Source organism: Streptomyces sp. NBC_00986, assembly GCF_045162565.1.
In the GTDB taxonomy this organism is placed as follows: Bacteria; Actinomycetota; Actinomycetes; order Streptomycetales; family Streptomycetaceae; genus Streptomyces.
In genome coordinates this window covers 6110553-6135359 of the sequence record NZ_CP108733.1, presented here as the reverse complement: position 1 = coordinate 6135359, position 24807 = coordinate 6110553, and the positions used below count along the sequence as shown (strand labels likewise).

Below are 24807 nucleotides of genomic sequence, written 5' to 3'. Positions count from 1 at the left end.
CGAGAGTGTGACATTGCCCGCAGTACTCTCACGCGGCGTCCGGCTCCGGACAAGAACCGGAGTCGACCCTACCGGCCCGTGCTCCGCACACAAATGCCGCCTCGCTCCCCCACGGACAGGGGGAGGGGCGAACCATCGATTCCCTCAATTACCGGGCGCCGCGCACCAATTCGTAGGCATCCCACAGATCCCGCCCCTCATAGGAGTGGGTCGCGAGCCCCGACAGATGCTGATCCGCATTGACCGCGACGGAGACGGGCACGGCACCGAACAGGTCTTTGTCCGACATCGAGTCGCCGTACGCGACGCAGTCCGCCCGCGTCACCCCGAACTCCTCACAGAGCCGGTCCGCGATCACCACCTTGGCCGCGGAGTTGAGGACTCCAACCAGGTCCATGGACGGCGCGGTGAACGGCACGGCGGGGAAAAGCGATCCGTGTGCCGCGTGGGCGCCCCAGCCCGTGAGCCGTTCCACAAAGAAGGAAGGCGAGAGCGATACAACAGCGCAGTATTCGCCGGCGCTGCTGATCTCGGCCCAGACCTCACGGATCCGCGCCAGCCAAGGGGCCCCTTCGAAGGCCGCCGCCACATGCGCCTCGGTGAGATCCGCCCACAGCGTGTATACGCGGGTCGCGTACTCCGGTGGCCCGATCAGCCCGGACGAGATCGCCTGCTCGAGTTCCACCGTCTCGGATTCCAGGCCGAGTTGACGGGAGATCTCCAGGGGTGCGCTGGTTCCGTGCAGCAAAGTGCCGTCGAGGTCGAAGAGATGAAGTCTCGCCATGAGCCACGAGGTTAGTCGGCGGACCTGTGGCACCTTCCGCGAGGCTGCCGGATGCTCGCCGTTCCCCGGTGTTTCACGTGAAACATCCGGCTTCTGTGGGTGCGTTGTGCCGCTGATCACGACATGGCCAAAAGCACATACGTCTCACCGGAAACAGGTGGACGCCGACAACGCACGTCAGACAGCCTGACCTGCGTGCCGACTCCTTCCCTCGCCGCTCTGCCCATCCGCCGACTGACGCTCCGCGATCGCCTCGCCTGCGCCGACTTGTCCGAGGACCGGGGGTGGCCACGCGAGGAACACAAGTGGGGCTTTCTCCTGAGCGCCGGGAAGGGCTACGGCATCGACGCCCCCGAGGGCGGTCTTCTCGCGGCATGCGTGGTCACGGAGTACGGCCCGCAGGACCGCCCAGATCTGGTTGCCATCGGCATGGTCCTGGTCGCCGAGCGGTACGCCCGTCAGGGCGTGGGACGCCGTCTGATGCGCCACCTGGTCTCAGCGATGGGCACCACACCACTGACCCTGTACGCGACCCCGAACGGCCGCCCGCTCTACGAAGAACTCGGCTTCAAGGCGACCGGCCGGGCCGAGACGCTGCGCGGCCACTTCACACCTGCCGGACGCGAGTCCCCGATCGCCACCCGTGCGGCCACGGCTGAGGACCTCACCGGCATCCTGCGCCTCGACGAGGCGGTCTTCGGGACCGATCGCACGCTCCTCATCACGCGACTGCCCGCCTTCTCCGACCAGTTGAGGGTGGCGGAGGAGAACGGCCGGATCATCGGCTACGCGGCCGCGTGGCCCAACATGGACACCCAGGTCGTGGGCCCACTGATCGCACACGACACGGAGACGGCGAAGGCCCTCCTCGCCTCCCTCGCCGCCCGCATCGACCGTCCCCTGCGCACCGACATCGACGTACGCCACGAGGACCTGCTGTCCTGGGCGAAGGAACACGGCCTCGTCTCCTCCGCCGTCAACTCCGTGATGACGTACGGCATCGCCGAACTGCCCGGCGACTGGACACGACGGTTCGCCCCCCTGACGGTCGCGGCCGGCTGACGCTCTCCGCGCAACGCAGAACGCCGGTTCCCGACCTACCTCGTCGAGAACCGGCGTTTCCGTCACCTACAGACGTCAGACAAGCGCCTCTACGGCGGCCTGGGCGAAGCCGTGGTCCTGCGCGGGCGCGCCGCCGCCGACCCCGATCGCCCCGATCAGCCGGCCGTCACGGTGCACCGGGATGCCGCCCGCGATGAACAGCAGCGGCCTGTCGAGCGCGGTGGGCAGGGTGTGGAAGAGGCCTCCGGGCTGGACGGCATCAACGAGGTCGGCGGTGGGCGCGTTCAACTGAAGCGCGGTGTACGCCTTGCGGGTGCTGGTCTCTCCGGAGATCAGCACAGCCTGGTCGTCCCGCCGGAAGGCGAGCAGATGACCGCCCGCGTCCAGCACGGTGATGCTCACGGTGACCCCGGCGGCCTCCGCGGCTCGGCGGGCCTCGGCGACGAGCGCTTCGGCGTCCTGAGTGGTCAGCGGGGCTACGGCGGTGGTGGTGCTCATCAGGGTTTCTCCTTGCGGGTGTTGCTGTTTCTGGTGGTGGTCGGGCAGCCAAGGCGGCTGTTGGCCGGACGGGCGGGGATGCACGGGGACGACCCTGGCCCCGCGTCTCCCCGTTCCGGCCGGGCAGGGTCAGTGGTGGACGACGGTCCGCTGCTCGCTCGGCGTACCGGCCGCGACGACGGCGCCGCGGGCGTTGGTGCGGCGCTCCAGGGCGGCCGAGAGGATCGCGAGGACGAGGGCGGCCGCGGCAAGGACGGCGCCGACCCAGTTCGGGGCGGTGTAGCCGAAGCCGGCCGCGATGACGATGCCGCCGAGCCAGGCGGACAGCGCGTTGCCGAGGTTGAAGGCGCCGATGTTCACGGCCGAGGCCAGGGTCGGGGCACCGTGCGCCTGGTCGAGGACCCGCTTCTGCAGCGGCGGCACGGTGGCGAAGCCCAGAGCGCCGATGAGGGCAATGGTGACGGCTGCCGCGATCTTGTTGTGGGCGGTGACGGTGAAGAGCGCGAGCACGACGGCCAGGGCGGCCAGCGAGACGTACAGCATGGGCATCAGGGCGCGGTCGGCGAACTTGCCGCCGACGAGGTTGCCGCCGACCATGCCGAGGCCGAAGAGGACGAGCAGCCAGGTGACGGAGCCGTCGGCGAAGCCGGCGACGTGGGTCATCATCGGCGCGATGTAGGTGATGGCCGCGAAGACGCCTCCGAAGCCGAGGACGGTCATCGCCATGGCGAGCAGGACCTGGGTGTTCTTGAAGGCGGCCAGTTCGTGCCGCAGCCGTACGCCCTCGGGCTTGGGCAGGTCGGGCACGAGCTTGGCGATACCGGCCAGGCCGATCACGCCGAGGCCCGCGACGATGGCGAAGGTGACGCGCCAGCCGACGGACTGCCCGACGAGGGTGCCCAGCGGAACGCCGACGACATTGGCGACGGTCAGCCCGGTGAACATCATCGCGATGGCTCCGGCCTTCTTGTCCGGGGCGACCAGTTCGGCCGCGACGACCGAGCCGATGCCGAAGAAGGCGCCGTGGGCGAGCGAGGCGACCACACGGCCGATCAGCATCACGGAGAAGCTGGGGGCGACGGCGGAGAGCAGGTTGCCGAGGATGAACAGCCCCATCAGCAGCATCAGCATCCGCTTGCGGGGGATCTTGGTGCCGAGCACGGTCATCAGCGGGGCGCCGATCACCACACCCAGCGCGTAGCCGGTGACCAGCAGTCCCGCGGTGGGGATGGAGACCCCGAAGTCTCCCGCGACCTGGGGCAGCAGGCCCATGATCACGAACTCGGTCGTTCCGATTCCGAAGGCCCCGATCGCGAGGGCCAGAAGCGCGAGAGGCATGTGGAGGTACCCTTCCCAGAAGATTGCAGGAGCGCTTTGCGTGCGTTCACAATAGTTGCAGACGCGGGTTATATGCAAGCGCGGACTATTTCATCTGTGCTCTATCCTGGGTTCAGCCACTCCGGGACGGAGGAAACGCCCATGACAGCGACCGACCCCGCACTCACCGCCCTCGCCCAGGGCTGGTGCGCCCTCTCCTTGCTGCACGGGAGGATCGAGACGCACATCGAGCGCGCCCTGCAGGCCAAGCACGACCTGAGCATGCGCGAGTACTCGCTGCTCGACGTGCTCAGCCGTCAGCACGACGGTGACGGGGGCCATCTGCAGATGCGGCAAGTCGCCGACGCGGTCGTCCTCAGCCAGAGCGCCACCACCCGGCTGGTCACCCGGCTCGAGGACCGCGGCCTGCTCGCGCGGTACCTGTGCCCGACCGACCGCCGGGGCATCTACACGAACGTCTCCGAGGCCGGCCTCACGCTGCTCGAAGAGGCCCGCCCGACCAACGACACCGCCCTGCGCGAGGCACTCGACGCGGCGGCCACGATTCCCGAACTGGCCCCACTGGTCCGGGTCGTGGAGTCGATGAACGTGCCCGCATAAGCCCGTCCCGCCCCGCACCCACGCCTCTGCCTAAGGTGTGGCCATGGGAGATCTTGAGATACGAGCCGCGGTCACCGAGGACGTCCCCGCCATCGTCGGCATGCTCGCCGACGATCCCCTGGGTTCCCAGCGCGAGTCACCGGACGACCTGACGCCCTACCTGGCCGCGCTGGACCGCCTGACCGCCGACCCGAACCAGAACCTGGTCGTCGCCGTCCGCGAGGGCCGCGTCGTCGGCACCCTCCAGCTCACAGTCATTCCGGGGTTGTCCCGCAAGGGCGCCACCCGCTCGGTCATCGAGGCCGTACGCATCCATGCGGACGAGCGGGGCAGCGGTCTGGGCACACAGCTCATCGAGTGGGCGATCGCCGAATCGCGCCGCCAGGACTGCCAGTTGGTCCAGCTGACTTCCGATGTCACACGCACCGACGCCCACCGGTTCTACGAGCGACTCGGCTTCACCGCCTCACACGTGGGCTTCAAGCTCCCCCTCTGAAGACCTTTTCTCCGAGGAGAGTGCGGCGGTCCCGCCGGCAGCCGGGATGGCGCCATGTTTCACGTGAAACATGGCGCCATCCCGGCTGCGGTAGCTAGCGGATCCCCCGCCACCCCTCCGGGTCCACCCCGCCCGGCACAGAAGCGCTCTCGTCGTACGGCTGACGCGTGAAGACGAACGATCCGAGGTCCAGGTGGCTCAGGGACCCGTCCGGGCGCCGTACGGGCCGCAGGAGCTCTCCGGCGTAGTAACCCTCCAGCCCGGTCCAGGTGCCGTCGCCGTTGGCCCGGAACCGCGAACGGCGGCCGCTGCCCGCCAGCGGCTCCAGCCAGGCCCCGCCGTCAGCGGTCAGCCGTAGGGCGAAACCGTGCGTGCCCCAGTACCACTGACCCGCCAACTCCATTGCTTCGACGTCGACTTCGGGCATGGGGCGCCAGGGCTCGGGGATCCTCGGCTCGGCCTCGGCGACGATCCGGACGAGATCAACGGCCACCGATGCCAGCGGCGGGCCGGAGGTGCAGTTGGCCAGTACCACCGCCGAGACGTCGTCCGCGAGGCTGATGGTGAGGCTCGCCAGGAAGCCGGGCAGCGATCCGCCGTGGCCGATGAGCAGCCGGCCGTCGCGGCGCTGGACCTGCAGACCGAGACCGTATGTGGAACCGTCCATGACGTCGGCAGCCTCCGCCGGTGCCGCCGGGGTCCGCATCTCCGTCACGGAGTCCGCACTCAGTACGCGGTCGTCTCCGTGCGCCAGGAACACGGCGAACCGCGCCAAGTCGCCCGTAGTGGACCAGAGTTGACCGGCCGACGCCATACGGCCCAGATCCTCGGCGGGTTCCGGCAACAGCGCGTCGGCCCAGGGATGCACCGCCCAGCCACCCGCGTGCGGTGCCTGCGGCTGAGCACTCGTACGGTCGAGACCCAGGGGTTCGAGCACTTCCCGTCGGAGTACGTCCTCCCAGGGAGCGCCCCGCAACTCCTCGACGAGCGCGCCCAACAGTGAATAGCCGGGGTTCGAATAGTGGAAGCGGCGGCCGACCGGATGCAGCAGCGGCTGTTCGCCCAGCACATCGCGGAGCTCCGGACGCAGGGAACCCGGCGTCCGCTCCCACCAGGGCGCGGGCGATTCTGCCGCCAACCCGCTTGTGTGCGCGAGCAGTTGGGCGATGGTCGCCTCCCCCGCACCGGTACCGGGCAGATGCTTCTCCAGCGGGTCACCGAGGTCGAGGACGCCCTCGTCGCGCAGCCTCAGGACCAGGACGGCGGTGAACGTCTTGGTGATCGAGCCGACCCTGTACTGCACGTTCTCGTCCGGCCCGTGCCCGTCCACCGAGGTCCGCGCGCCGTGCCACACAGCCCGCCCGCCCCGTACGACCGCCGCGACCAGCGACGGCGCCCGCCCCTCGGCCTGGGCCACGGCGATGCGATGCAACAGCGCCCGGCGAGTACCGGGAAGCAATTCGTCCTGAGATGTCGTCATGCCCCCAGTCCATCCGGCGGGACGGCGGTACGTCGAGCACATTTCTCGGGACACTGCCCCGGGTCGGCCGCCTACAGCCGCCCGGTCACGTCTGCGCCATGTCCACGAAGCGCGAGTAGTGGCCCTGGAAGGCGACGGTGATCGTCGCCGTCGGGCCGTTACGGTGCTTGCCCACGATGATGTCCGCCTCGCCCGCGCGCGGGGACTCCTTCTCGTACGCGTCCTCGCGGTGCAGCAGGATGACCATGTCCGCGTCCTGCTCGATGGAACCGGACTCACGCAGGTCGGACACCATCGGCTTCTTGTCCGTGCGCTGCTCGGGACCACGGTTCAGCTGCGAGAGCGCGATCACCGGGACCTCCAACTCCTTGGCCAGCAGCTTGAGGTTTCGGGACATGTCCGAGACCTCCTGCTGACGGCTCTCTTGGCGCTTGGAGCCACCGGCCTGCATCAGCTGCAGATAGTCGATGATCACCAGCTTGATGTCGCTGCGCTGCTTGAGCCGACGGCACTTCGCGCGGATCTCCATCATCGAGAGGTTCGGGGAGTCGTCGATGAAGAGCGGTGCCGACGACACCTCGGGCATCCGACGCGCCAGCCGCGTCCAGTCCTCGTCGGTCATGGTGCCGGAACGCATGTGGTGCAGGGCGACGCGGGCCTCGGCGGACAGCAGACGCATCGCGATCTCGTTGCGCCCCATTTCGAGGGAGAAGATGACGCTCGGCAGGTTGTGCTTGATCGACGCCGCCCGCGCGAAGTCCAGCGCGAGTGTGGACTTACCCATGGCGGGACGAGCCGCGATGACGATCATCTGGCCCGGGTGCAGACCGTTGGTGAGCGAGTCGAGGTCGGTGAACCCGGTGGGCACGCCGGTCATCTCGCCGCTGCGTGAACCGATCGCCTCGATCTCGTCGAGCGCGCCCTCCATGATGTCGCCGAGCGGAAGGTAGTCCTCGCTGGTCCGCTGCTCGGTGACCGCGTAGATCTCGGCCTGGGCCCGGTTGACGATCTCGTCGACGTCGTCGTCGGCCGCGTATCCCATCTGGGTGATGCGGGTGCCGGCCTCGACCAGGCGGCGCAGGACGGCGCGCTCGTGGACGATCTCCGCGTAGTACTCCGCGTTCGCCGCCGTGGGCACGGTCTGGACGAGGGTGTGCAGATACGATGCGCCGCCGACCTTGTTGATCTCACCGCGCTTGGTGAGTTCGGCGGCGATGGTGATCGGGTCGGCCGGCTCGCCCTTGGCGTAGACGTCGAGGATCGCCTGGTAGATCGTCTCGTGCGCGGGCTTGTAGAAGTCGTGGCCCTTGAGGACCTCCACGACGTCGGCGATGGCGTCCTTGGACAGGAGCATGCCGCCGAGCACGGACTGCTCGGCATCGAGATCCTGCGGCGGCACGCGCTCGAAGGCCGAACCCGCGCCTTCCCACTCGCCGCCCTCCCTGCCGCGGTCGTGCTGCTCGTCCCGGCCGCGGCCTCCTTCACCGCGTCGTCGGGAAGCAGGCAGACGATCACTTGGACCGCTCTCGGCCCACGGGTCGTCCAAGGGCTCGGAAATACTCACCGAGCCACCTCCTCCCGTCCGTCGAGCGGACCTCGCCGTGCCTCTTATTTCTACGGCACGGCACTGACAAATGAAGCGCCCAACTCCGGTACGGGCGCGTCGGTTTTGTGATGGTTCTCGGTCCGACGGACGGGGCGGGTACCGGTCCACCGTAGGCCTGTGGGCACCGTCAGCCAATCTGGTTATCCACAGGCCATGTGGACGACGGCCCGGATGCTGTGGAGAACCCGCCAAAACCTGTGCACGACCCGGTGGACAGCCCTGTGAACAAGCCCTCGCCACTTCTGCCGTAACCGATCTGACCTGCACCTTTCCCATCCACCGGCTGTGCAGAAGAAAAACTTTCCACATCGGACCAAGATCGCTTCGAACAGTGCGCGAGAGGACACGAGGCGAGATCGGAGGTAAGGGTCACAAAGCGATTGCATCTCTTACCTGTGGACGATTAGATTGGTGCTCATGACACAGGCTCCCGCGGCCGCCAAGGCCACCCGACGACAGCATGACCGAGAGATCGTCATGCTGGCCGTCCCGGCCTTCGGCGCACTCGTCGCCGAGCCCCTCTTCGTCATGGCCGACAGTGCGATCGTCGGCCATCTCGGCACAGCACAACTGGCCGGACTCGGAGTCGCGTCCGCCCTCCTGACGACAGCCGTGAGCGTCTTCGTCTTCCTCGCCTACGCCACCACGGCGGCCGTCGCCCGACGCGTCGGCGCGGGTGATCTCCAGGCCGCCATCCGCCAGGGCATGGACGGCATCTGGCTCGCCCTGCTGATCGGCGCCACCGTCATAGCTGTCGTCCTCCCCGCGGCACCCGCCCTCGTCGATCTCTTCGGCGCCTCGGACACCGCCGCCCCCTACGCGACGACCTATCTGCGAATCTCCTCCATCGGCATCCCGGCCATGCTGATCGTCCTCGCCGCCACCGGAGTCCTCCGCGGACTGCAGAACACCAAGACTCCGCTGTACGTCGCCGTCTCAGGCTTCATCGCCAACGGCGTCCTCAACGTAGGACTCGTCTACGGCGCCGACCTCGGCATCGCCGGTTCCGCCTGGGGCACCGTCATCGCCCAGTGGGGCATGGCTGCCGTATATCTCGTCGTGGTCGTCCGCGGAGCCCGTCGGCACGGCGCCTCCCTCCGTCCGGACGCCGCAGGGATACGAGCCTCGGCCCAGGCCGGCGCGCCTCTCCTCGTACGCACGCTCTCCCTGAGAGCGATTCTCCTGATCGCCACGGCCGTGGCGGCCCGCCTCGGGGACGCCGACATCGCCGCACACCAGATCATCCTGTCCCTGTGGTCCCTGCTGGCCTTCGCACTCGACGCCATCGCGATCGCGGGCCAGGCCATCATCGGTCGCTACCTCGGTGCGGACGATCCAACGGGCGCCCGAGCCGCATGCCGTCGCATGGTGCAGTGGGGGATCGCCGTGGGAGTGGTGCTCGGACTCCTGGTGATCCTGTCCCGCCCGCTCTTCCTCCCCCTGTTCACCAGCGACCCCACCGTCAAGGACACCGCCCTACCCGCCTTGATCATGGTGGCGCTCTCCCAGCCGATCTGCGGTGTCGTCTACGTCCTGGACGGGGTGCTAATGGGCGCGGGAGACGGACCGTATCTCGCCGGGGCGATGTTGCTGACGCTGGCGGTCTTCGCACCAGCGGCCCTGCTTGTACCGACCTTCGGCGGCGGCCTGACCGCAGTCTGGGGAGCGATGACCCTCATGATGACGGTGCGCATGCTGACGCTTCTGCTGCGCGCCCGCTCGGGCCGCTGGGTCGTCACGGGCGCGACCCGCTGATCGTTTCACGTGAAACACCGCGCACTGCCATGTTTCACGTGAAACATGAGCACTGTAGCGCCGTCTCGAACGCACCACGCGGGCCATGTCTCACCGTCCCAGGCACAGCAGAGGGGCCGCACCCCAACGGGTGCGGCCCCTCTCTCAGCTGTGCCGAGTGCAGCGATCAGGCTGCGATGACCTCGATGTTGACCTTGGCGGCAACCTCGGGGTGCAGACGCACGGACGTCTCGTGGGCGCCCAGGGTCTTGATCGGGGCAGACAGCTCGATGCGGCGCTTGTCGACCTCGGGGCCACCGGAAGCCTTGATCGCCGAAGCGATGTCGGCCGGGGTGACGGAACCGAAGAGACGACCGGCGTCGCCGGAGCGGACGGCCAGACGGACCTTGACGCCCTCGAGCTGGGCCTTCACGGAGTTGGCCTGCTCGATGGTCTGGATCTCGTGGATCTTGCGAGCACGACGGATCTGCTCGACGTCCTTCTCGCCACCCTTGGTCCAGCGGATAGCGAACTTCCGCGGGATCAGGTAGTTGCGAGCGTAACCGTCCTTGACGTCGACGACGTCGCCCGCGGCACCGAGGCCGGAGACCTCGTGGGTGAGGATGATCTTCATTAGTCGGTCACCCTTCCCTTATCGCGCGGTGGAGGTGTAGGGCAGCAGCGCCATCTCACGGCTGTTCTTCACAGCCGTGGCGACGTCACGCTGGTGCTGCGTGCAGTTGCCGGTCACGCGGCGGGCACGGATCTTGCCGCGGTCGGAAATGAACTTCCGCAGCATGTTCGTGTCCTTGTAGTCCACGTACTGGACCTTGTCCTTGCAGAATGCGCAGACCTTCTTCTTCGGCTTGCGCACAGGCGGCTTCGCCATGGTGTATCTCCTGTGTGATCAAGAAGTGTGGGTACGACCCACCCTCGGCCCGAGGGCCTAGAAGGGGGGTTCGTCCGAGTAGCCGCCACCGCCGCCACCGCTGGCGCCGCCGGAGTTTCCACCCCAGCCACCGCCACCGCCGCCACCGCCCTGGTTTCCACCGGCAGGAGCGCCGGTGGCCCACGGGTCGTCGGCGGGAGCGCCGCCGGCCGGCTGACCGCCGCCGGAGTTTCCACCCCAGCCACCGCCACCCTGGCCGCCACCACCGCCACCGCCGAAGCCGCCGCCCTGGCCACCGCGAGCGCCACCGGCGGTCTTGGTGACCTTGGCCGTGGCACTGCGCAGGCTGGCGCCGACTTCTTCGACGTCCAGTTCGTAGACCGTGCGCTTGACGCCCTCACGGTCCTCGTAGGACCGCTGCTTCAGCCGGCCCTGCACGATGACGCGCATGCCTCGCTGGAGCGATTCGGCGACGTTCTCCGCCGCCTGACGCCAGACCGAGCAGGTGAGGAAGAGGCTTTCGCCGTCCTTCCACTCGTTCGTCTGACGGTCGAAGGTGCGGGGAGTGGACGCGACACGGAACTTCGCGACCGCCGCACCGGACGGGGTGAAGCGCAGCTCGGGGTCGTCGACAAGATTGCCGACGACCGTGATGACGGTCTCGCCTGCCATGGGGGAACCTCTCGGCGGGTTTGCTGCTGGCTGCTTGGTGCTGCTACTCGAATCCCGAGATCAGCTGAGCTAGATGCTCAGTGGGTCTCGGGGCGGAGGACCTTGGTCCGGAGGACCGACTCGTTCAGGTTCATCTGGCGGTCGAGCTCCTTGACGACCGCAGGCTCGGCCTGCAGGTCGATGACCGAGTAGATGCCCTCGGGCTTCTTCTTGATCTCGTACGAGAGACGACGACGGCCCCAGGTGTCGACCTTCTCGACCTTTCCGTTGCCCTCACGGACGACGGAGAGGAAGTTCTCGATCAGGGGGGAGACAGCGCGCTCCTCCAGATCGGGGTCGAGGATGACCATCACCTCGTAGTGACGCATGTGGAACCCACCTCCTTTGGACTCAGCGGCCACGGTCGATCCGTGGCAGGAGGGTTGTGATGCGTAAGCAACAGTGTGTGCCAGTAAAACAGCCGCCACTGACATCGGATGCCCCTCGTGGGGATTCCGGGTCGTGACATGGGCAGACACCAGTGCAGAGGGTACAGAGTACCCGCACACCGGCTTCCGGTTGAAATCCGGTGGCGGAGAGCGTCAATCTGTACACATCGGGTGCGTCCGGCGCGACGATGCGCCGCCTTCCGCAGGAGGTGCCACATGGCACAGGCATTGCGACCCAACACCGCCGGTTCTCTCTTCGCCACCGACGGCAAGCCCCATCCGCTCCAGGACACGCTGCTCGCGGTGACCCTGGTGCTCGGGCTGACCGCGTTCATCACGGGCTTCTTCCACAGCCTGCACCTGCTCAGCTCATGGGCCGGCCTGGTGGGGATCCTCACCGGCGCCTACGGGCAGTGGATCTCCGAGACGACGAGGGAGCGCTTCGGCCTGATCCTGGGTCTCGGTGCCGCGGGTGTCGGATTCTTCCTCGGCATGGCCCACGGCGGCCTCTTCGGCGGCGTCATCAGCTGACGGCCCGGACGCCGTAGTCCGAACTCCGCGTAAAACAGCACGGAACGCCTTGGCGGCCAACAGGCCGAGGCGAAGGTTGCATACGCCCAGTCGGGGCGCTCGTAAGGCGCAGTAGGCTTCGGCGCGAGAGCCGGAGCCCCTGTACCCATGGGGACACCCCAGCCCGAGGAGCGCCCCGAATGAGCCTGACCCTGAGGACCATCAGCCGTGAGCAGCATCTGGCATTCATCCAGAGCCTGCCCTCGGCGAGCCACATGCAGGTCCCGGCATGGGCTGATGTGAAGGCGGAGTGGCGCTCCGAGAGCCTCGGCTGGTTCGACGAGAAGACCGGCGAGCTGGTCGGTGCGGGCCTGGTCCTCTATCGCCAACTCCCCAAGATCAAGCGGTACTTGGCCTATCTGCCCGAGGGCCCGGTCATCAACTGGTTCGCGCCGAATCTGGACGACTGGATCCAGCCGATGCTGGCCCACCTCAAGCACCAGGGCGCCTTCTCGGTGAAGATGGGCCCGCCGGTCATCATCCGGCGCTGGGAGGCCACCTCCATCAAGGCCGGCATCCAGAACCCCGACGTGAAGCGACTGCGGGACATCGAGGCCGACTTCATCGAACCGCGCGCCTTCGAGGTGGCCGACAAGCTGCGCCGTATGGGCTGGCAGCAGGGTGAGGACGGCGGCGCCGGCTTCGGCGACGTCCAGCCGCGCTACGTCTACCAGGTGCCGCTGGCGAACCGCTCCCTCGAAGAGGTCCACAAGAACTTCAACCAGCTGTGGCGCCGCAACATCAAGAAGGCCGAGAAGGCCGGTGTCGAGGTCGTCCAGGGCGGTTACCACGACCTCGAGGAATGGCAGCGGCTGTACGAGATCACGGCCGTGCGCGACCACTTCCGGCCCCGCCCGCTGTCGTACTTCCAGCGCATGTGGACGGCCCTCAACACCGAGGACCCCAACCGGATGCGGCTGTACTTCGCCCGGCACGACGGGGTGAACCTGTCGGCGGCGACGATGCTCGTGGTGGGCGGGCACGTCTGGTACTCCTACGGCGCCTCCGACAACATCGGGCGTGAGGTCCGGCCCTCGAACGCGATGCAGTGGCGGATGCTGCGCGACGCCTACGCGCTCGGCGCCACCGTCTACGACCTGCGTGGCATCTCCGACTCGCTGGACGAGACCGATCACCTCTTCGGTCTGATCCAGTTCAAGGTGGGCACCGGCGGGCAGGCCGCCGAGTACCTCGGCGAGTGGGACTTCCCGCTCAACAAGCTGCTCCACAAGGCGCTCGACATCTACATGTCGCGCCGCTGACCTCGCGGTCCTCGCTTCGATAACGTCGACAGCTCTCATACTTCTGATACACCGCAGCCACCCGAAAGGTTCCAGGTCCGGCCATGGCGCTCACGCTCTACGTCGACACCGCGCGCTGGCGGGCGCATCACAAGCACGTTGCCGGGCAGTTCCCCGGGCTCGTCCCGGTCTGCAAGGGCAACGGCTACGGCTTCGGGCACGAGCGGCTGGCGGAGGAGGCGACGCGGCTCGGCGCGGACGTCCTGGCCGTCGGTACGACGTACGAGGCCGCCCGGATCAAGGACTGGTTCGGCGGTGACCTTCTGGTGCTGACGCCGTACCGCCGCGGCGAGGAGCCCGTTCCGCTGCCGGACCGGGTGATCCGCTCGGTGTCGTCCATCGACGGCGTGTACGGCCTCGTGGGCGCCCGTGTGGTCATCGAGGTGATGTCCTCGATGAAGCGTCACGGCGTCAGCGAGCAGGAACTCCCGCAGCTGCACTCGGCCATAGAGAACGTGCGCCTGGAGGGCTTCGCCATCCACCTCCCGCTGGACCGCACCGACGGCTCGGACGCCGTCGAGGAGGTCATCGGCTGGATGGACCGGCTGCGGGCCGCCAGGCTGCCGTTGCACACGATGTTCGTCAGCCACCTCAAGGCCGAGGAACTGGCCCGGCTGCAGCAGCAGTTCCCGCAGACCCGCTTCCGGGCCCGGATCGGCACCCGGCTGTGGCTGGGGGACCACGAGGCGACCCAGTACCGCGGGGCGGTCCTGGACGTCACCCGGGTCTCCAAGGGCGACCGCTTCGGCTACCGCCAGCAGAAGGCGGCCTCGGACGGCTATCTGGTGGTCGTGGCGGGCGGTACGTCGCACGGGGTGGGCCTGGAGGCTCCCAAGGCGCTGCACGGCGTCATGCCGCGCGCCAAGGGCGTCGCCCGCGCCGGCCTCGCCACGGTCAACCGGAACCTTTCTCCGTTCGTCTGGGACGGCAAGCAGCGCTGGTTCGCCGAGCCGCCGCACATGCAGGTCTCGATCCTGTTCGTACCGGTGGAGGCTGCCGAGCCGAAGGTGGGCGAGGAACTGGTGGCCCATCTGCGGCACACCACCACGCAGTTCGACCGCATCGTGGATCGCTGAGCCACTCCAGCACAGCCGAAAGGCCGTACACGGAACCCTCCGTTACGGCCTTTTCGCGTGGTCGCGCTGTCTCTCGCAGGCTCTCCGCGCCCTGTTCGCTCAGAGCGAACGGTCGGCCGGGCCCTCGCTGCCCCACTCCACCTGCGGTCCGTCGAAGTGGGCCGCGTGCCGCCCGGGACGGGCCGCGGCCCCGAAGACGAAGACGTCCTCCGCCCTGTCGAGCACCCCGCCCGAGGGGTCGTCGTCGCCCGCCAGGCGCACCACGTCCCGCTCCGGCATGAGGATGTCGCGCACGATCACGGCGCACAGGTAGAGCGTGCCCAGGATGTGCAGGCCGATGGCCCAGTGGTAGCCGTCGGTCGGCAGGCCCTTGTGGGCGTCTCCGCTGGTCGTGTAGGCGAGGTACATCCAGATCCCCAGGAAGTACGCCACCTCGCACGCCTGCCAGATCAGGAAGTCCCGCCACTTCGGCCGGGCCAGCACCGCCAGGGGGACCAGCCACAACACGTACTGCGGCGAGTAGACCTTGTTGGTCACGATGAACGCCGCGACGATCAGGAAGGCCAGCTGGGCAAAGCGCGGTCGGCGCGGAGCCGTCATCGTGAGCGCCGCGATGCCCGCGCAGCACAGCAGCATCAGCAGCGTGGCGAACGTGTTCACAGTGTCGGTGCTGAGCGGGTCGCTGGAGTTCTGGGCGAAGACCAGCCAGAAGGACCCGAAGTCGACGCCCCGTTCCTGGCTGAACGTGTAGAACTTCGACCAGCCGTCGAAGGCGAAGAGCATCACCGGCAGGTTGACCGCCAGCCAGGCGACGGCAGTTCCTCCGAGCGCCTTCCCGAAGTCCCGCCACTTGCCCGCGCGCCAGCACAGCAGGAACAGCGGGCCGAGCAGGAAGACGGGATACAGCTTCGCGGCCGTTGCAAGGCCCAACAGGACGCCGAACGCGAGGGATCGACCCCGCGACCACATCAGCATCGCCGCGGCCGTCAGAGCGACCGCCAGCAGGTCCCAGTTGATGGTGGCGGTCAGCGCGAAGGCGGGTGCCAGGGCGACCAGCAGACCGTCCCAGGGCCGACGGGCGTGCGTGCGGCTGACACAGACGACGATGACGGCCGCGCAGACCATCAGCATTCCGGCGTTGACCATCCAGTACCACTGTTCCTGGTGCTGGATGCTGCCGCTGCCCGGCGTGAGCCAGGCGGCCACCTCCATGAACACGCCGGTCAGCACCGGGTATTCGAGGTACTGCATGTCGCCGGGCAGCTTGTCGAAGTACGGCACGAGGCCATCGGCGAAACCGCGTCCCTGATACAGGTGCGGGATGTCCGAGTAGCACGCGTGCGTGTACTGCGAGCTGGCCCCGAAGAACCAACCGCTGTTGTAGCAGGGCGCCTTCTGGACCAGGCCGAGGGCGAACATGCCGATCGCCACCAGCGCGACGACCCGTACGGGAGTCCACCAGGACGTCCCCAGGAGAGCGCGCCGGCCGATGGGGCCACCGATCAGTTCACTCCCGGCGGCGGCGACCTGGTCGTCCTTGGTCGGCCGTACCGGATCCGGCTCGTGCACGCTCGTGGGCGTCAGTTCTGCACTGGGCATGGGGCACATCCTGCCGTACGGACCTAGGTGTACGCCGAGGGCCGCCGCACCTCGTGGGTGCGACGGCCCTCGTTTCACGTGAAACATCCGGTGAAGGGTGTTTCACGTGAAACACCCTCCATGAGCGATATGACGGCTAACCGGTTGCGCCTCCGAAGATGCCCCCGTTGTCGCCACCTCTACTGGTGCCACTGGATTCCGTAGCAGTGGCCGTGTCCGTCGGCGTGGACGTCGCGCCTCCGTCGGTGCCACCGTCGTCGCTGCACTGCCAGCTGAACTTGCAGGACTCGGTGGCCGAAGGCGTCTCACTCGGCGTCTCGCTGGGCGTCTCACTCGGCGTCTCGCTGGGCGTCTCACTCGGCGTCACCACGGGCGTCGGAGTGGGAGTCGGAGCGCCGTCCTCGTTGGACACCTTGTCGATCTTGGTGGCGTCCGGGAAGCCGGGGTCCGACTTCCCCTTCAGCGCGGCCTCCATGTACTCGGTCCAGATCGACGTCGGAATGTCACCACCGTGGATGGACGCCACCCCTGCCGTGCCGTTCATGGAGAGCAGTTCGGCGTCCTTGGGGTTCTCCCGGAACATCGCGATCGACGTCGAGAGCTGCTGGGTGTAGCCGACGAACCAGGCCGACTTGTTGCTGTCGGTGGTACCGGTCTTGCCGGCCGCATCACGGCCCAGAGCCTTCGCGCTCTTGGCCGTACCGTTCTGGATGACGTTCTCAAGGGTGTCGGTGACGTTGTTCGCCACGTTTTCCGGAATCGCCGTCTTCACGACCGGCTTGGTGAAGCCGGACACCGGCTGTCCGTCCTGCTTGACGGCGGTCACGGAGTACGGGTCCGCCTGCTTTCCCGAGGCGGCGAACGTAGCGTAGGCGTCAGCCATACGGATCGCGCTGGGAGTCGACGTACCGATGGCGAAGGACGCATTGAGATCTCTCGCCATGCTGTCGCTCAGGATGCCCGCCGACTTGGCGACGTCCCTCACCTTCGTCATCCCGACGTCCATCCCTAGCTGCACGTACGGCGTGTTGATGGACTGCTCCATCGCCTTGCGCAGCGAGATGTAACCCCAGGGAAAGTTGCTCTCGTTGTTCTGGTAGAAGATCGAGCCGTCCTTGTTCAGGACGTTCGTGCCGTCCTGGTTTTGGACCTTGAGATGGTCGTCGCCGTTGTACTTGCTGAGCGGCGAGATCCCGACGCCGTCGGTCTTGTACGTGCCGTACTCCATGGCCGCGGCGAGCACGAACGGCTTCCAGGTCGAACCCACCGGGACACCCGAGGTGTCCGCGTTGTTGGTGAAGTGGCCGTTCTCGTAACCGTCACCGCCGTAGAGGGCGACGATCGCACCGTCCTTGGGCACCACCGACGCCGCGCCGAACTGGACGTACTTGTCCAGATCGCGCTTCTTCGGGTCGATGCGCTCCTTCTGGATCTTCTTCACGGCCGCGCTCAGCTCGTTGACCTGGTCCTTCTGGAAGGTCGTGTAGATCTGGAAGCCGCCCTGGTCGAACTGGGTCTGCGAGATGTTCGAGTGGCTCAGGACGTATTTCTTGGCCGTGTCCACCAGGTAGCTGATCTGGCCGGTCATGCCCTTGGTCGCCTTGAGCCCCTGGGGCATGGGGTACTTCTTGATGGCCGTCTGGTACTCAGCGTCCGTGATGTGCTTGTCGTTGTGCATCTGCTCGAGGATCCAGCTCCAACGAGCCTTGGAACGGGCCGTGTTGGACTTGGCATCCGCCGCAGGGTCGATGTTCGTGGCGCCGATGGGGTCGTAGTACGTCGGACCCTTCAACAGGGCTGCCAGGAAGGCACACTGACTGGGCGTCAGCTTGACCGCGTCCACGCCGTAATAGGTCTGCGCGGCGGCCTGTATGCCGTAGGCACCGCGGCCGTAGTACGAGGTGTTCAGGTAGCCCTGCAGGACCTGCTGCTTGCTGAGCTGGGTGCCCACCTTTATGGAGATGAACATCTCCTTGAACTTACGGGTGACCGTCTGTTCCTGGCTCAGGTAGGTGTTCTTGACGAACTGCTGGGTGATCGTCGAACCACCCTGCGTCTCGCCGCCCCGGGCCATGTTGGCCAGGGCCCGGGCGATGCCCATGGGGTCGACGCCCGAGTCCGTGTAGAAGCTCTTGTTCTCGGCCGAGATCACCGACCACTGCATGGCCTGGGGGATCTGGGCGATGGTGATGTTCTGCCGGTTCGCCCCGGTGCCCGTGGCGACCATCTGGTCGCCGTTGGACCAGTAGTAGACGTTGTTCTGCGACTTGGCCGCGGTGTTCTCGCTGGGGATGCCGACCATCGCGTAGCCGACGCCGACAGCGGCCACCAGGCTGCCGAAGAAGAACAGGCACAGGCCGGAGACAAGCCTCCAGGAGGGCATCCAGCGGCGCCATCCGTACTTGTCGAAGCGCGGATAGTCGATGAACCGCTTCTTGCCGGGCGCGGGAGCGCGCCCTCTGCCCCGGCCGGGCCCGTTCGGGCCTCCGGGACCTTGGCCGGCGGGCTCTCTGCGACGGCCGCCGCCTCTCTGGGCAGCCCTGCGTGCTTCGGCGCGGCTGCCGTACTGGCGCTCCTCACCCCCCGGCTCTGCGGGGTTCGACCCATAGGAGTCGGAGGGAGACCCGGTGGTGGCGCCTCGCGGTGCCGCGCGGCGGCCGGGGGTAGGTCCGGACTGGCCGCGTCGGGCCGCGGCACGTCCGCCTCCCTGCGGCTGCGGCGGTTTGCGACGGTGCTCGCTCATCGAACGATTACTCCTCGGGCAGGCGCATCCGTGCGCGCCTGGAAACGGCGGCTGGTTTCCGGTCCCCCCGAAGTACGGATGTGGTCGGTTCTGCATTCATCCGTACCGCACCGGGGACGTCGACGCCCCCACGCGTCACTTGGTTCCCGGTGGTGTGCATGCCGCACAGACTACGCACCGTCAAAACCTGCTTAGCCCCGAAGTTCACCCCAAATCAGGCAACTTGATTCCAACGAATCAGTGATGTGACGCCGCTCACCATCTCCCCACTTGTCGCATCCGGAAGGCCGTTCTATCGTCTGGATGTATCGAGTCGATACATCAGCTCGGCATAAAGGCCGTCACGGTCGGCCCGCGGACAGGAAGGAGACGACGATGAGCAGACGCTCCGGCATCCTCGAGTTCGCCATCCTCGGCCTGCTCCGCGAATCCCCGATGCACGGCTACGAGCTGCGCAAACGACTCAACACGTCACTGGGTGTGTTCCGTGCGTTCAGCTACGGGACGCTCTACCCCTGCCTCAAGACGCTGGTCGCCAACGGCTGGTTGATCGAGGAGACGGGGAACACCCCCGAGGACGCCCTTACCGCCACCCTCGCCGGACGTCGCGCCAAGATCGTCTACCGGTTGACGGCGGAAGGTAAGGAGCACTTCGAGGAGCTGCTCTCGCAGACGGGGCCCGACGCGTACGAGGACGAACATTTCGCCGCTCGTTTCGCCTTCTTCGGGCAGACGTCACGCGACGTACGCATGCGCGTACTGGAAGGTCGCCGCAGCCGGCTGGAGGAGCGTCTCGACAAGATGCGCACCTCCCTGGCACGGACCCGGGAGCGCCTCGACGACTACACGCTTGAGCTGCAGCGCCACGGAATGGAGTCCGTGGAGCGCGAAGTGCGCTGGCTGAACGAGCTCATCGAGAGCGAGCGAGCCGGACGGGACCTGAAGGGTCCCGCCTCCGGTGGCTCCGCTCAGCAGGACAGCACATCTGGGGAGTCGGGCGGCCTGCCCCGGCTCGGGGGCGCCACCCCCGGGCCGGATCCGTCCGACGAAACCACCACATGAGGTCCAGTCAGGGCCTCACCTCGCACACACAGGGAGCAACCGGAATGGGTTCGGTTCGCGTAGCCATCGTCGGCGTGGGCAACTGCGCCGCCTCACTGGTACAGGGCGTCGAGTACTACAAGGACGCCGATCCGGCGGCCAAGGTGCCCGGCCTGATGCACGTCCAGTTCGGCGAGTACCACGTCGGTGACGTCGAGTTCGTCGCCGCGTTCGACGTCGACGCGAAGAAGGTCGGCCTCGACCTCTCCGACGCCATCGGTGCCAGTGAGAACAACACCATCAAGATCTGCGACGTCCCGAACAAGGGCGTCACGGTCCAGCGGGGTCACACCCTCGACGGCCTGGGCAAGTACTACCGCATGACGATCGAGGAGTCCGACGAGACCCCGGTCGACGTGGTCCAGATCCTCAAGGACAAGCAGGTCGACGTCCTGATCTGCTACCTGCCCGTCGGTTCCGAGGACGCGGCGAAGTTCTACGCCCAGTGCGCCATCGACGCCAAGGTCGCCTTCGTCAACGCCCTCCCGGTCTTCATCGCCGGCACCAAGGAGTGGGCGGACAAGTTCACCGAGGCCGGCGTCCCGATCGTCGGCGACGACATCAAGTCGCAGGTCGGCGCCACCATCACGCACCGCGTGATGGCGAAGCTGTTCGAGGACCGCGGTGTCCGCCTCGAGCGCACGATGCAGCTCAACGTCGGCGGCAACATGGACTTCAAGAACATGCTGGAGCGCGACCGCCTCGAGTCCAAGAAGATCTCGAAGACGCAGGCCGTCACCTCGCAGATCCCGGACCGCGACCTGGGCGAGAAGAACGTCCACATCGGCCCGTCGGACTACGTCCAGTGGCTCGACGACCGCAAGTGGGCCTACGTCCGCCTCGAGGGCCGCGCCTTCGGCGACGTCCCGCTGAACCTGGAGTACAAGCTCGAGGTCTGGGACTCTCCGAACTCCGCGGGTGTCATCATCGACGCCCTGCGCGCCGCGAAGATCGCCAAGGACCGCGGCATCGGCGGCCCGATCCTCTCCGCGTCGAGCTACTTCATGAAGTCCCCGCCGGTCCAGTACTTCGACGACGAGGCCTACGCCAACGTCGAGAAGTTCATCAAGGGCGAGGTCGAGCGCTAGGACCCGCCGGTTCGGTCGTCGAGGGTCCCCGGGCATTGCGCCCGGGGACCCTCCTCGTATGTGAGGCTGTGCCCATGGCCGTCGTCCGTGACCTGCGCATCCTCCTGCGCTTCCAGGGCTTCCGCCGCCTGCTCGCCGTACGCCTGCTCTCCCAGGGCGCGGACGGCGTCTACCAGGTCGCACTCGCCGCCTACGTCGTCTTCTCCCCCGAGAAACAGACCTCGGCCGCCGCGATCGCCTCCGCGATGGCGGTCCTGCTCCTCCCGTACTCCCTCATCGGCCCCTTCGCCGGCGTCCTCCTGGACCGCTGGCGCCGCCGCCAGGTCTTCCTCTACGGCAACCTGCTGCGCGCCCTGCTGGCCGGGCTGACAGCCGTCCTGATGCTGAGCCACGTCCCGGACTGGCTCTTCTACGTCTCCGCCCTGTGCGTCACCGCCGTCAACCGCTTCGTCCTCGCCGGCCTGTCCGCCGCCCTCCCGCGGGTGGTCGACGACGAACGCCTGGTCGTCGCCAACTCCCTTTCCCCCACGGCCGGAACGCTCGCGGCGACGATGGGCGGCGGCATCGCCTTCCTCGTACGGCTGCTGGTCGCGGACACCGACGCCGCGGTCGTCCTGCTGGGAGCAGCCCTCTACTTGTGCGCAGCCCTCACCTCCCTGCGCATGGCCCCCGAACTCCTCGGCCCCGACCGCGCGTTGACCCGGCCCCGACTGGCAACGGCACTCGCCGGCACCGCCCGGGACCTGACGGCGGCGGTACGACACCTTGCCGCGCCGGAACGCAGGGAAGCGGTCTGGGCTCTGGCCGCGATGACGCTGATGCGCTTCTGCTACGGCGCCCTCACCGTCCTGCTGCTGATGCTCTGCCGCTACGCCCTCTCCTCGACCCCGGACGGCGGACTGCGCCTGCTGGGGCTGGCGTTGGGGGCGTCCGGCGCCGGCTTCTTCGTGGCGGCCGTGGTGACGCCTTGGGCCGCGGGACGACTCGGCCCCGGCCGCTGGATCGCCGTGTGCGCCGCGGGCGCCGCCCTTTTGGAACCGGCCCTCGGCCTCCCGTTCGCCACCGCCCCCATGCTGGCGGCGGCCTTCGTCCTGGGTCTGACCACACAGGGCGCGAAGATCGCCACGGACACGATCGTGCAGTTCTCGGTCGACGACGGCTTCCGCGGCCGCATCTTCTCCGTCTACGACGTGCTCTTCAACGTCGCCTTCGTCTGCGCCGCCGCGATGGCCGCGCTGATGCTTCCCCCTGACGGGCGCTCAGCGGTGCTGGTGCTCACCGTGGCCATCGTCTACGGAGCGGTTGCTGTGGCTATGGCCCACTTTGAGCGCCGGACAGTGTCACATCACTGATACGGAGCCGTTCCGGGCCATGGCAGCGTCAGTGGGGGCAGGTAGCTTACGGGCGTCTTATTTCGCATCATGCCGCACGCCAGACCATGGGTCATGCCGTGCCATGCGTCCACGTTCCAGGGGGGACCCCAGTGACTACTCCGCCGCCTCAGAGCCCGAACCCATACACCCAGGGCCCAAATCCCTACGCCCAGGACCAGCAGCCCTACGGCCAGCCTCAGACTCCGGCGCCGTACCCGCCGCAGGCCCAGGCGCAGACGCCCTACCCGCCTCAGGCCCAGGCTCCGTACCCGCCTCAGGGCGGCTACCCGCAGCAGCCCGGCCAGCCCGGGTTCCCGCCCCAGGGCGGGGCCCCGTACGCCCCGGTCCCCCCGCAGCCGAAGCGCAAGTTCAGCCCCAAGATGATCCGCCTCGGCGTCGTCGTCCTGATCGCTGCCGGCGCGGCCATCTTCAGCTTCATATCGAGCCAGGACGATGCCGACACCGCCAAGGTCGGCGACTGCATGCACCGTGGCAGCACCAGCGACACCAACCCGGACCTTGAGGTCGTGAAGTGCAGCGACTCGAAGGCCCAGTACACGGTGCTCGCCAAGATCAGCGGCAAGTACTCCGAGTCGGAGGCCGACGCCAAGTGCGCCGCGGCCGCCAAGGACTTCCAGTACTCGTACACCGAGAGCGGTGACGGCAGTAACTTCCTGCTCTGCCTGAAGGACTACGCGAAGAAGTAGAGAAGACGCGACGAGGGGCGGTGTTTCACGTGAAACACCGCCCCCGATGCTGTCCGGGGTCATGTTTCACGTGAAACATGACCCCGTTTCACCGCCTCAGCCCTCCGCGGCCCACCACTCCTTGAGCGCGGCCACCGCCGCCTCATGCTCCATCGGCCCGTTCTCCAGCCGCAGTTCCAGCAGGAACTTGTACGCACGGCCGATGACCGGCCCGGGAGTGACGCCCAGGATCTCCATGATCTGGTTGCCGTCGAGGTCGGGACGGATCGAGTCCAGCTCCTCCTGGTCCTGCAGTTGGGCGATGCGTTCCTCCAGACCGTCGTACGCGCGGGACAACGCGGCGGCCCTGCGCTTGTTCCGTGTGGTGCAGTCCGAGCGGGTCAGCTTGTGGAGGCGACCGAGGAGCGGGCCGGCGTCACGGACATACCGGCGGACGGCCGAGTCGGTCCACTCGCCGGTGCCGTAGCCGTGGAAACGCAGGTGGAGTTCGACGAGCCGTGAGACGTCCTTCACCAGGTCGTTGGAGTACTTGAGCGCCAGCATGCGCTTCTTGGTCATCTTCGCGCCGACCACCTCATGATGGTGGAACGAGACCCGGCCGTCGTTCTCGAAGCGTCGAGTCCGCGGCTTGCCGATGTCGTGCAGCAGGGCGGCCAGCCGGAGGGTCAGGTCGGGACCGTTCTCCTCCAGTTCGATCGCCTGCTCCAGAACGATCAGCGTGTGTTCGTAGACGTCCTTGTGCCGGTGGTGCTCGTCGCTCTCCAGGCGGAGGGCGGGAAGCTCGGGCAGGACGTGGTCGGCGAGTCCAGTGTCGACCAGCAGGGCCAGTCCCTTGCGGGGGTGCGCCGAGAGGATCAGCTTGTTCAGCTCGTCCCGCACCCGCTCGGCCGAGACGATCTCGATCCGCCCGGACATCTCCGTCATCGCCGCGACGACCTCGGGAGCGACCTCGAAGTCGAGCTGCGCGGCGAAGCGTGCCGCCCGCATCATCCGCAGGGGATCGTCCGAGAAGGACGCCTCAGGAGTACCCGGAGTCCGCAGCACCCGGGCCGCGAGGTCGTCGAGGCCGCCGTGCGGGTCGATGAACTCCTTCTCCGGGAGCGCGACAGCCATCGCGTTCACGGTGAAGTCGCGCCGGACGAGGTCCTCCTCGATGGAGTCGCCGTACGACACCTCGGGCTTGCGTGAGGTCCGGTCGTACGCCTCCGACCGATAGGTGGTCACCTCGATCTGGTAGCCGTCCTTCTGCGCCCCGACCGTGCCGAAGGCGATCCCGACCTCCCACACGGCGTCCGCCCACGGCCGGACGATCTTCAGTACGTCCTCGGGACGTGCGTCCGTGGTGAAGTCCAGGTCGTTGCCGAGCCGCTCGAGCAGCGCGTCCCGGACCGAGCCGCCGACCAGGGCGAGAGAGAACCCGGCCTCCTGGAAACGGCGGGCGAGGTCGTCGGCGACGGGAGCCACCCGCAGCAGCTCGCTCACCGCGCGATGCTGCACCTGGCTCAGGGCACTGGGGTTGTCTTCGTTGGCGTTCGGCACAACAGAAAAGGGTACGTGGCCCCGGCCACCACGAGCGCCTCCATTAAATGTGCACGGACACGTCCCCTGATACCCGTGCAAGCGCTGCCCTTGCGACGTACACGAGTGCTCCCCTTTATACGG

Annotated in this window: 23 protein-coding genes; 11 read left to right on the top strand and 12 right to left on the bottom strand. The window is 67.6% G+C overall.

Annotated features, from left to right (window positions below; genetic code table 11):
* Positions 1-148: 148 nt before the first annotated feature.
* Positions 149-784, bottom strand: coding sequence for an HAD family hydrolase (locus OG504_RS27275; protein WP_405992177.1), 636 nt, complete (start codon positions 782-784; stop codon positions 149-151).
* Positions 785-979: 195 nt separating this feature from the next.
* Between OG504_RS27275 and OG504_RS27270 the strand changes: the two genes are divergently transcribed.
* Positions 980-1846, top strand: a complete 867-nt coding sequence (locus OG504_RS27270) for a GNAT family N-acetyltransferase (protein ID WP_405992176.1) — start codon at positions 980-982, stop codon at positions 1844-1846.
* Between the two features lie 75 nt (positions 1847-1921).
* Here the strand turns inward: OG504_RS27270 and OG504_RS27265 are convergent, their stop codons facing one another.
* On the bottom strand, positions 1922-2344 hold the full coding sequence (locus OG504_RS27265) for a heme-binding protein (protein WP_405992175.1): 423 nt from the start codon (positions 2342-2344) through the stop codon (positions 1922-1924).
* A 129-nt stretch (positions 2345-2473) separates the two neighbouring features.
* Positions 2474-3682 (bottom strand): MFS transporter, encoded by a 1209-nt coding sequence (locus tag OG504_RS27260; protein ID WP_405992174.1) that lies wholly within the window; start codon positions 3680-3682, stop codon positions 2474-2476.
* A gap of 141 nt (positions 3683-3823) precedes the next feature.
* Here OG504_RS27260 and OG504_RS27255 point away from each other — a divergent pair, with 141 nt between their 5' ends.
* On the top strand, positions 3824-4282 hold the full coding sequence (locus tag OG504_RS27255) for a MarR family winged helix-turn-helix transcriptional regulator (protein WP_405992173.1): 459 nt from the start codon (positions 3824-3826) through the stop codon (positions 4280-4282).
* Between the two features lie 43 nt (positions 4283-4325).
* Positions 4326-4778, top strand: coding sequence for a GNAT family N-acetyltransferase (locus OG504_RS27250; RefSeq protein ID WP_405992172.1), 453 nt, complete (start codon positions 4326-4328; stop codon positions 4776-4778).
* 94 nt (positions 4779-4872) lie between these two features.
* Here the strand turns inward: OG504_RS27250 and OG504_RS27245 are convergent, their stop codons facing one another.
* Both OG504_RS27245 and dnaB read right to left on the bottom strand, forming a co-directional pair.
* Entirely contained in the window at positions 4873-6258 is a 1386-nt protein-coding gene (locus tag OG504_RS27245) for a serine hydrolase domain-containing protein (RefSeq protein WP_405992171.1), read from the bottom strand.
* Between the two features lie 85 nt (positions 6259-6343).
* Complete coding sequence (gene dnaB / locus OG504_RS27240; RefSeq protein WP_405992170.1) at positions 6344-7822, bottom strand: replicative DNA helicase; 1479 nt, start codon at positions 7820-7822, stop codon at positions 6344-6346.
* 459 nt (positions 7823-8281) lie between these two features.
* Here dnaB and OG504_RS27235 point away from each other — a divergent pair, with 459 nt between their 5' ends.
* On the top strand, positions 8282-9619 hold the full coding sequence (locus OG504_RS27235) for an MATE family efflux transporter (protein ID WP_405992169.1): 1338 nt from the start codon (positions 8282-8284) through the stop codon (positions 9617-9619).
* Between the two features lie 166 nt (positions 9620-9785).
* Here the strand turns inward: OG504_RS27235 and rplI are convergent, their stop codons facing one another.
* From rplI to rpsF, 4 genes are all read right to left on the bottom strand, one after another.
* Positions 9786-10232 carry a 50S ribosomal protein L9 gene (gene rplI / locus OG504_RS27230; protein ID WP_019073380.1) on the bottom strand — a complete coding sequence of 149 codons (447 nt, stop codon included), beginning with the start codon at positions 10230-10232 and terminating at the stop codon, positions 9786-9788.
* A gap of 18 nt (positions 10233-10250) precedes the next feature.
* Positions 10251-10487: a 30S ribosomal protein S18 gene (rpsR, locus tag OG504_RS27225; RefSeq protein ID WP_006381652.1), complete on the bottom strand. Its 237-nt coding sequence runs from the start codon at positions 10485-10487 to the stop codon at positions 10251-10253.
* A gap of 57 nt (positions 10488-10544) precedes the next feature.
* Complete coding sequence (locus tag OG504_RS27220) at positions 10545-11159, bottom strand: single-stranded DNA-binding protein (RefSeq protein WP_405992168.1); 615 nt, start codon at positions 11157-11159, stop codon at positions 10545-10547.
* 77 nt (positions 11160-11236) lie between these two features.
* Positions 11237-11527 (bottom strand): 30S ribosomal protein S6, encoded by a 291-nt coding sequence (gene rpsF, locus OG504_RS27215; RefSeq protein WP_006604399.1) that lies wholly within the window; start codon positions 11525-11527, stop codon positions 11237-11239.
* Positions 11528-11803: 276 nt separating this feature from the next.
* On the opposite strand from rpsF, the gene OG504_RS27210 reads away from it, so the two are divergent.
* The 3 genes from OG504_RS27210 to OG504_RS27200 all read left to right on the top strand — a co-directional run bounded on the left by OG504_RS27210 (position 11804) and on the right by OG504_RS27200 (position 14534).
* On the top strand, positions 11804-12118 hold the full coding sequence (locus OG504_RS27210; RefSeq protein ID WP_401949737.1) for a hypothetical protein: 315 nt from the start codon (positions 11804-11806) through the stop codon (positions 12116-12118).
* A 179-nt stretch (positions 12119-12297) separates the two neighbouring features.
* Positions 12298-13419: a peptidoglycan bridge formation glycyltransferase FemX gene (gene femX / locus OG504_RS27205; protein WP_033285753.1), complete on the top strand. Its 1122-nt coding sequence runs from the start codon at positions 12298-12300 to the stop codon at positions 13417-13419.
* Between the two features lie 83 nt (positions 13420-13502).
* The gene (locus OG504_RS27200) at positions 13503-14534 is read left to right on the top strand and encodes an alanine racemase (RefSeq protein ID WP_365301175.1); all 1032 of its coding nucleotides are present in this window, start codon (positions 13503-13505) and stop codon (positions 14532-14534) included.
* Between the two features lie 99 nt (positions 14535-14633).
* Here OG504_RS27200 and OG504_RS27195 read toward each other — a convergent pair whose 3' ends face one another.
* Positions 14634-16133 carry a glycosyltransferase family 87 protein gene (locus tag OG504_RS27195; RefSeq protein ID WP_405992167.1) on the bottom strand — a complete coding sequence of 500 codons (1500 nt, stop codon included), beginning with the start codon at positions 16131-16133 and terminating at the stop codon, positions 14634-14636.
* A gap of 136 nt (positions 16134-16269) precedes the next feature.
* Positions 16270-18516: a transglycosylase domain-containing protein gene (locus OG504_RS27190; RefSeq protein ID WP_405992166.1), complete on the bottom strand. Its 2247-nt coding sequence runs from the start codon at positions 18514-18516 to the stop codon at positions 16270-16272.
* 735 nt (positions 18517-19251) lie between these two features.
* Between OG504_RS27190 and OG504_RS27185 the strand changes: the two genes are divergently transcribed.
* From OG504_RS27185 to OG504_RS27170, 4 genes are all read left to right on the top strand, one after another.
* A complete protein-coding gene (locus OG504_RS27185; RefSeq protein WP_033285749.1) occupies positions 19252-19938 on the top strand; it encodes a PadR family transcriptional regulator in 687 nt (228 codons plus the stop codon).
* A gap of 44 nt (positions 19939-19982) precedes the next feature.
* The gene (locus OG504_RS27180) at positions 19983-21065 is read left to right on the top strand and encodes an inositol-3-phosphate synthase (protein ID WP_019055136.1); all 1083 of its coding nucleotides are present in this window, start codon (positions 19983-19985) and stop codon (positions 21063-21065) included.
* Between the two features lie 74 nt (positions 21066-21139).
* Positions 21140-22417, top strand: a complete 1278-nt coding sequence (locus OG504_RS27175) for an MFS transporter (protein ID WP_405992165.1) — start codon at positions 21140-21142, stop codon at positions 22415-22417.
* A 131-nt stretch (positions 22418-22548) separates the two neighbouring features.
* Positions 22549-23145 carry a hypothetical protein gene (locus OG504_RS27170; RefSeq protein ID WP_405992164.1) on the top strand — a complete coding sequence of 199 codons (597 nt, stop codon included), beginning with the start codon at positions 22549-22551 and terminating at the stop codon, positions 23143-23145.
* Between the two features lie 96 nt (positions 23146-23241).
* Here OG504_RS27170 and OG504_RS27165 read toward each other — a convergent pair whose 3' ends face one another.
* Positions 23242-24684: a CCA tRNA nucleotidyltransferase gene (locus OG504_RS27165; RefSeq protein WP_405992163.1), complete on the bottom strand. Its 1443-nt coding sequence runs from the start codon at positions 24682-24684 to the stop codon at positions 23242-23244.
* Positions 24685-24807 lie beyond the last annotated feature (123 nt).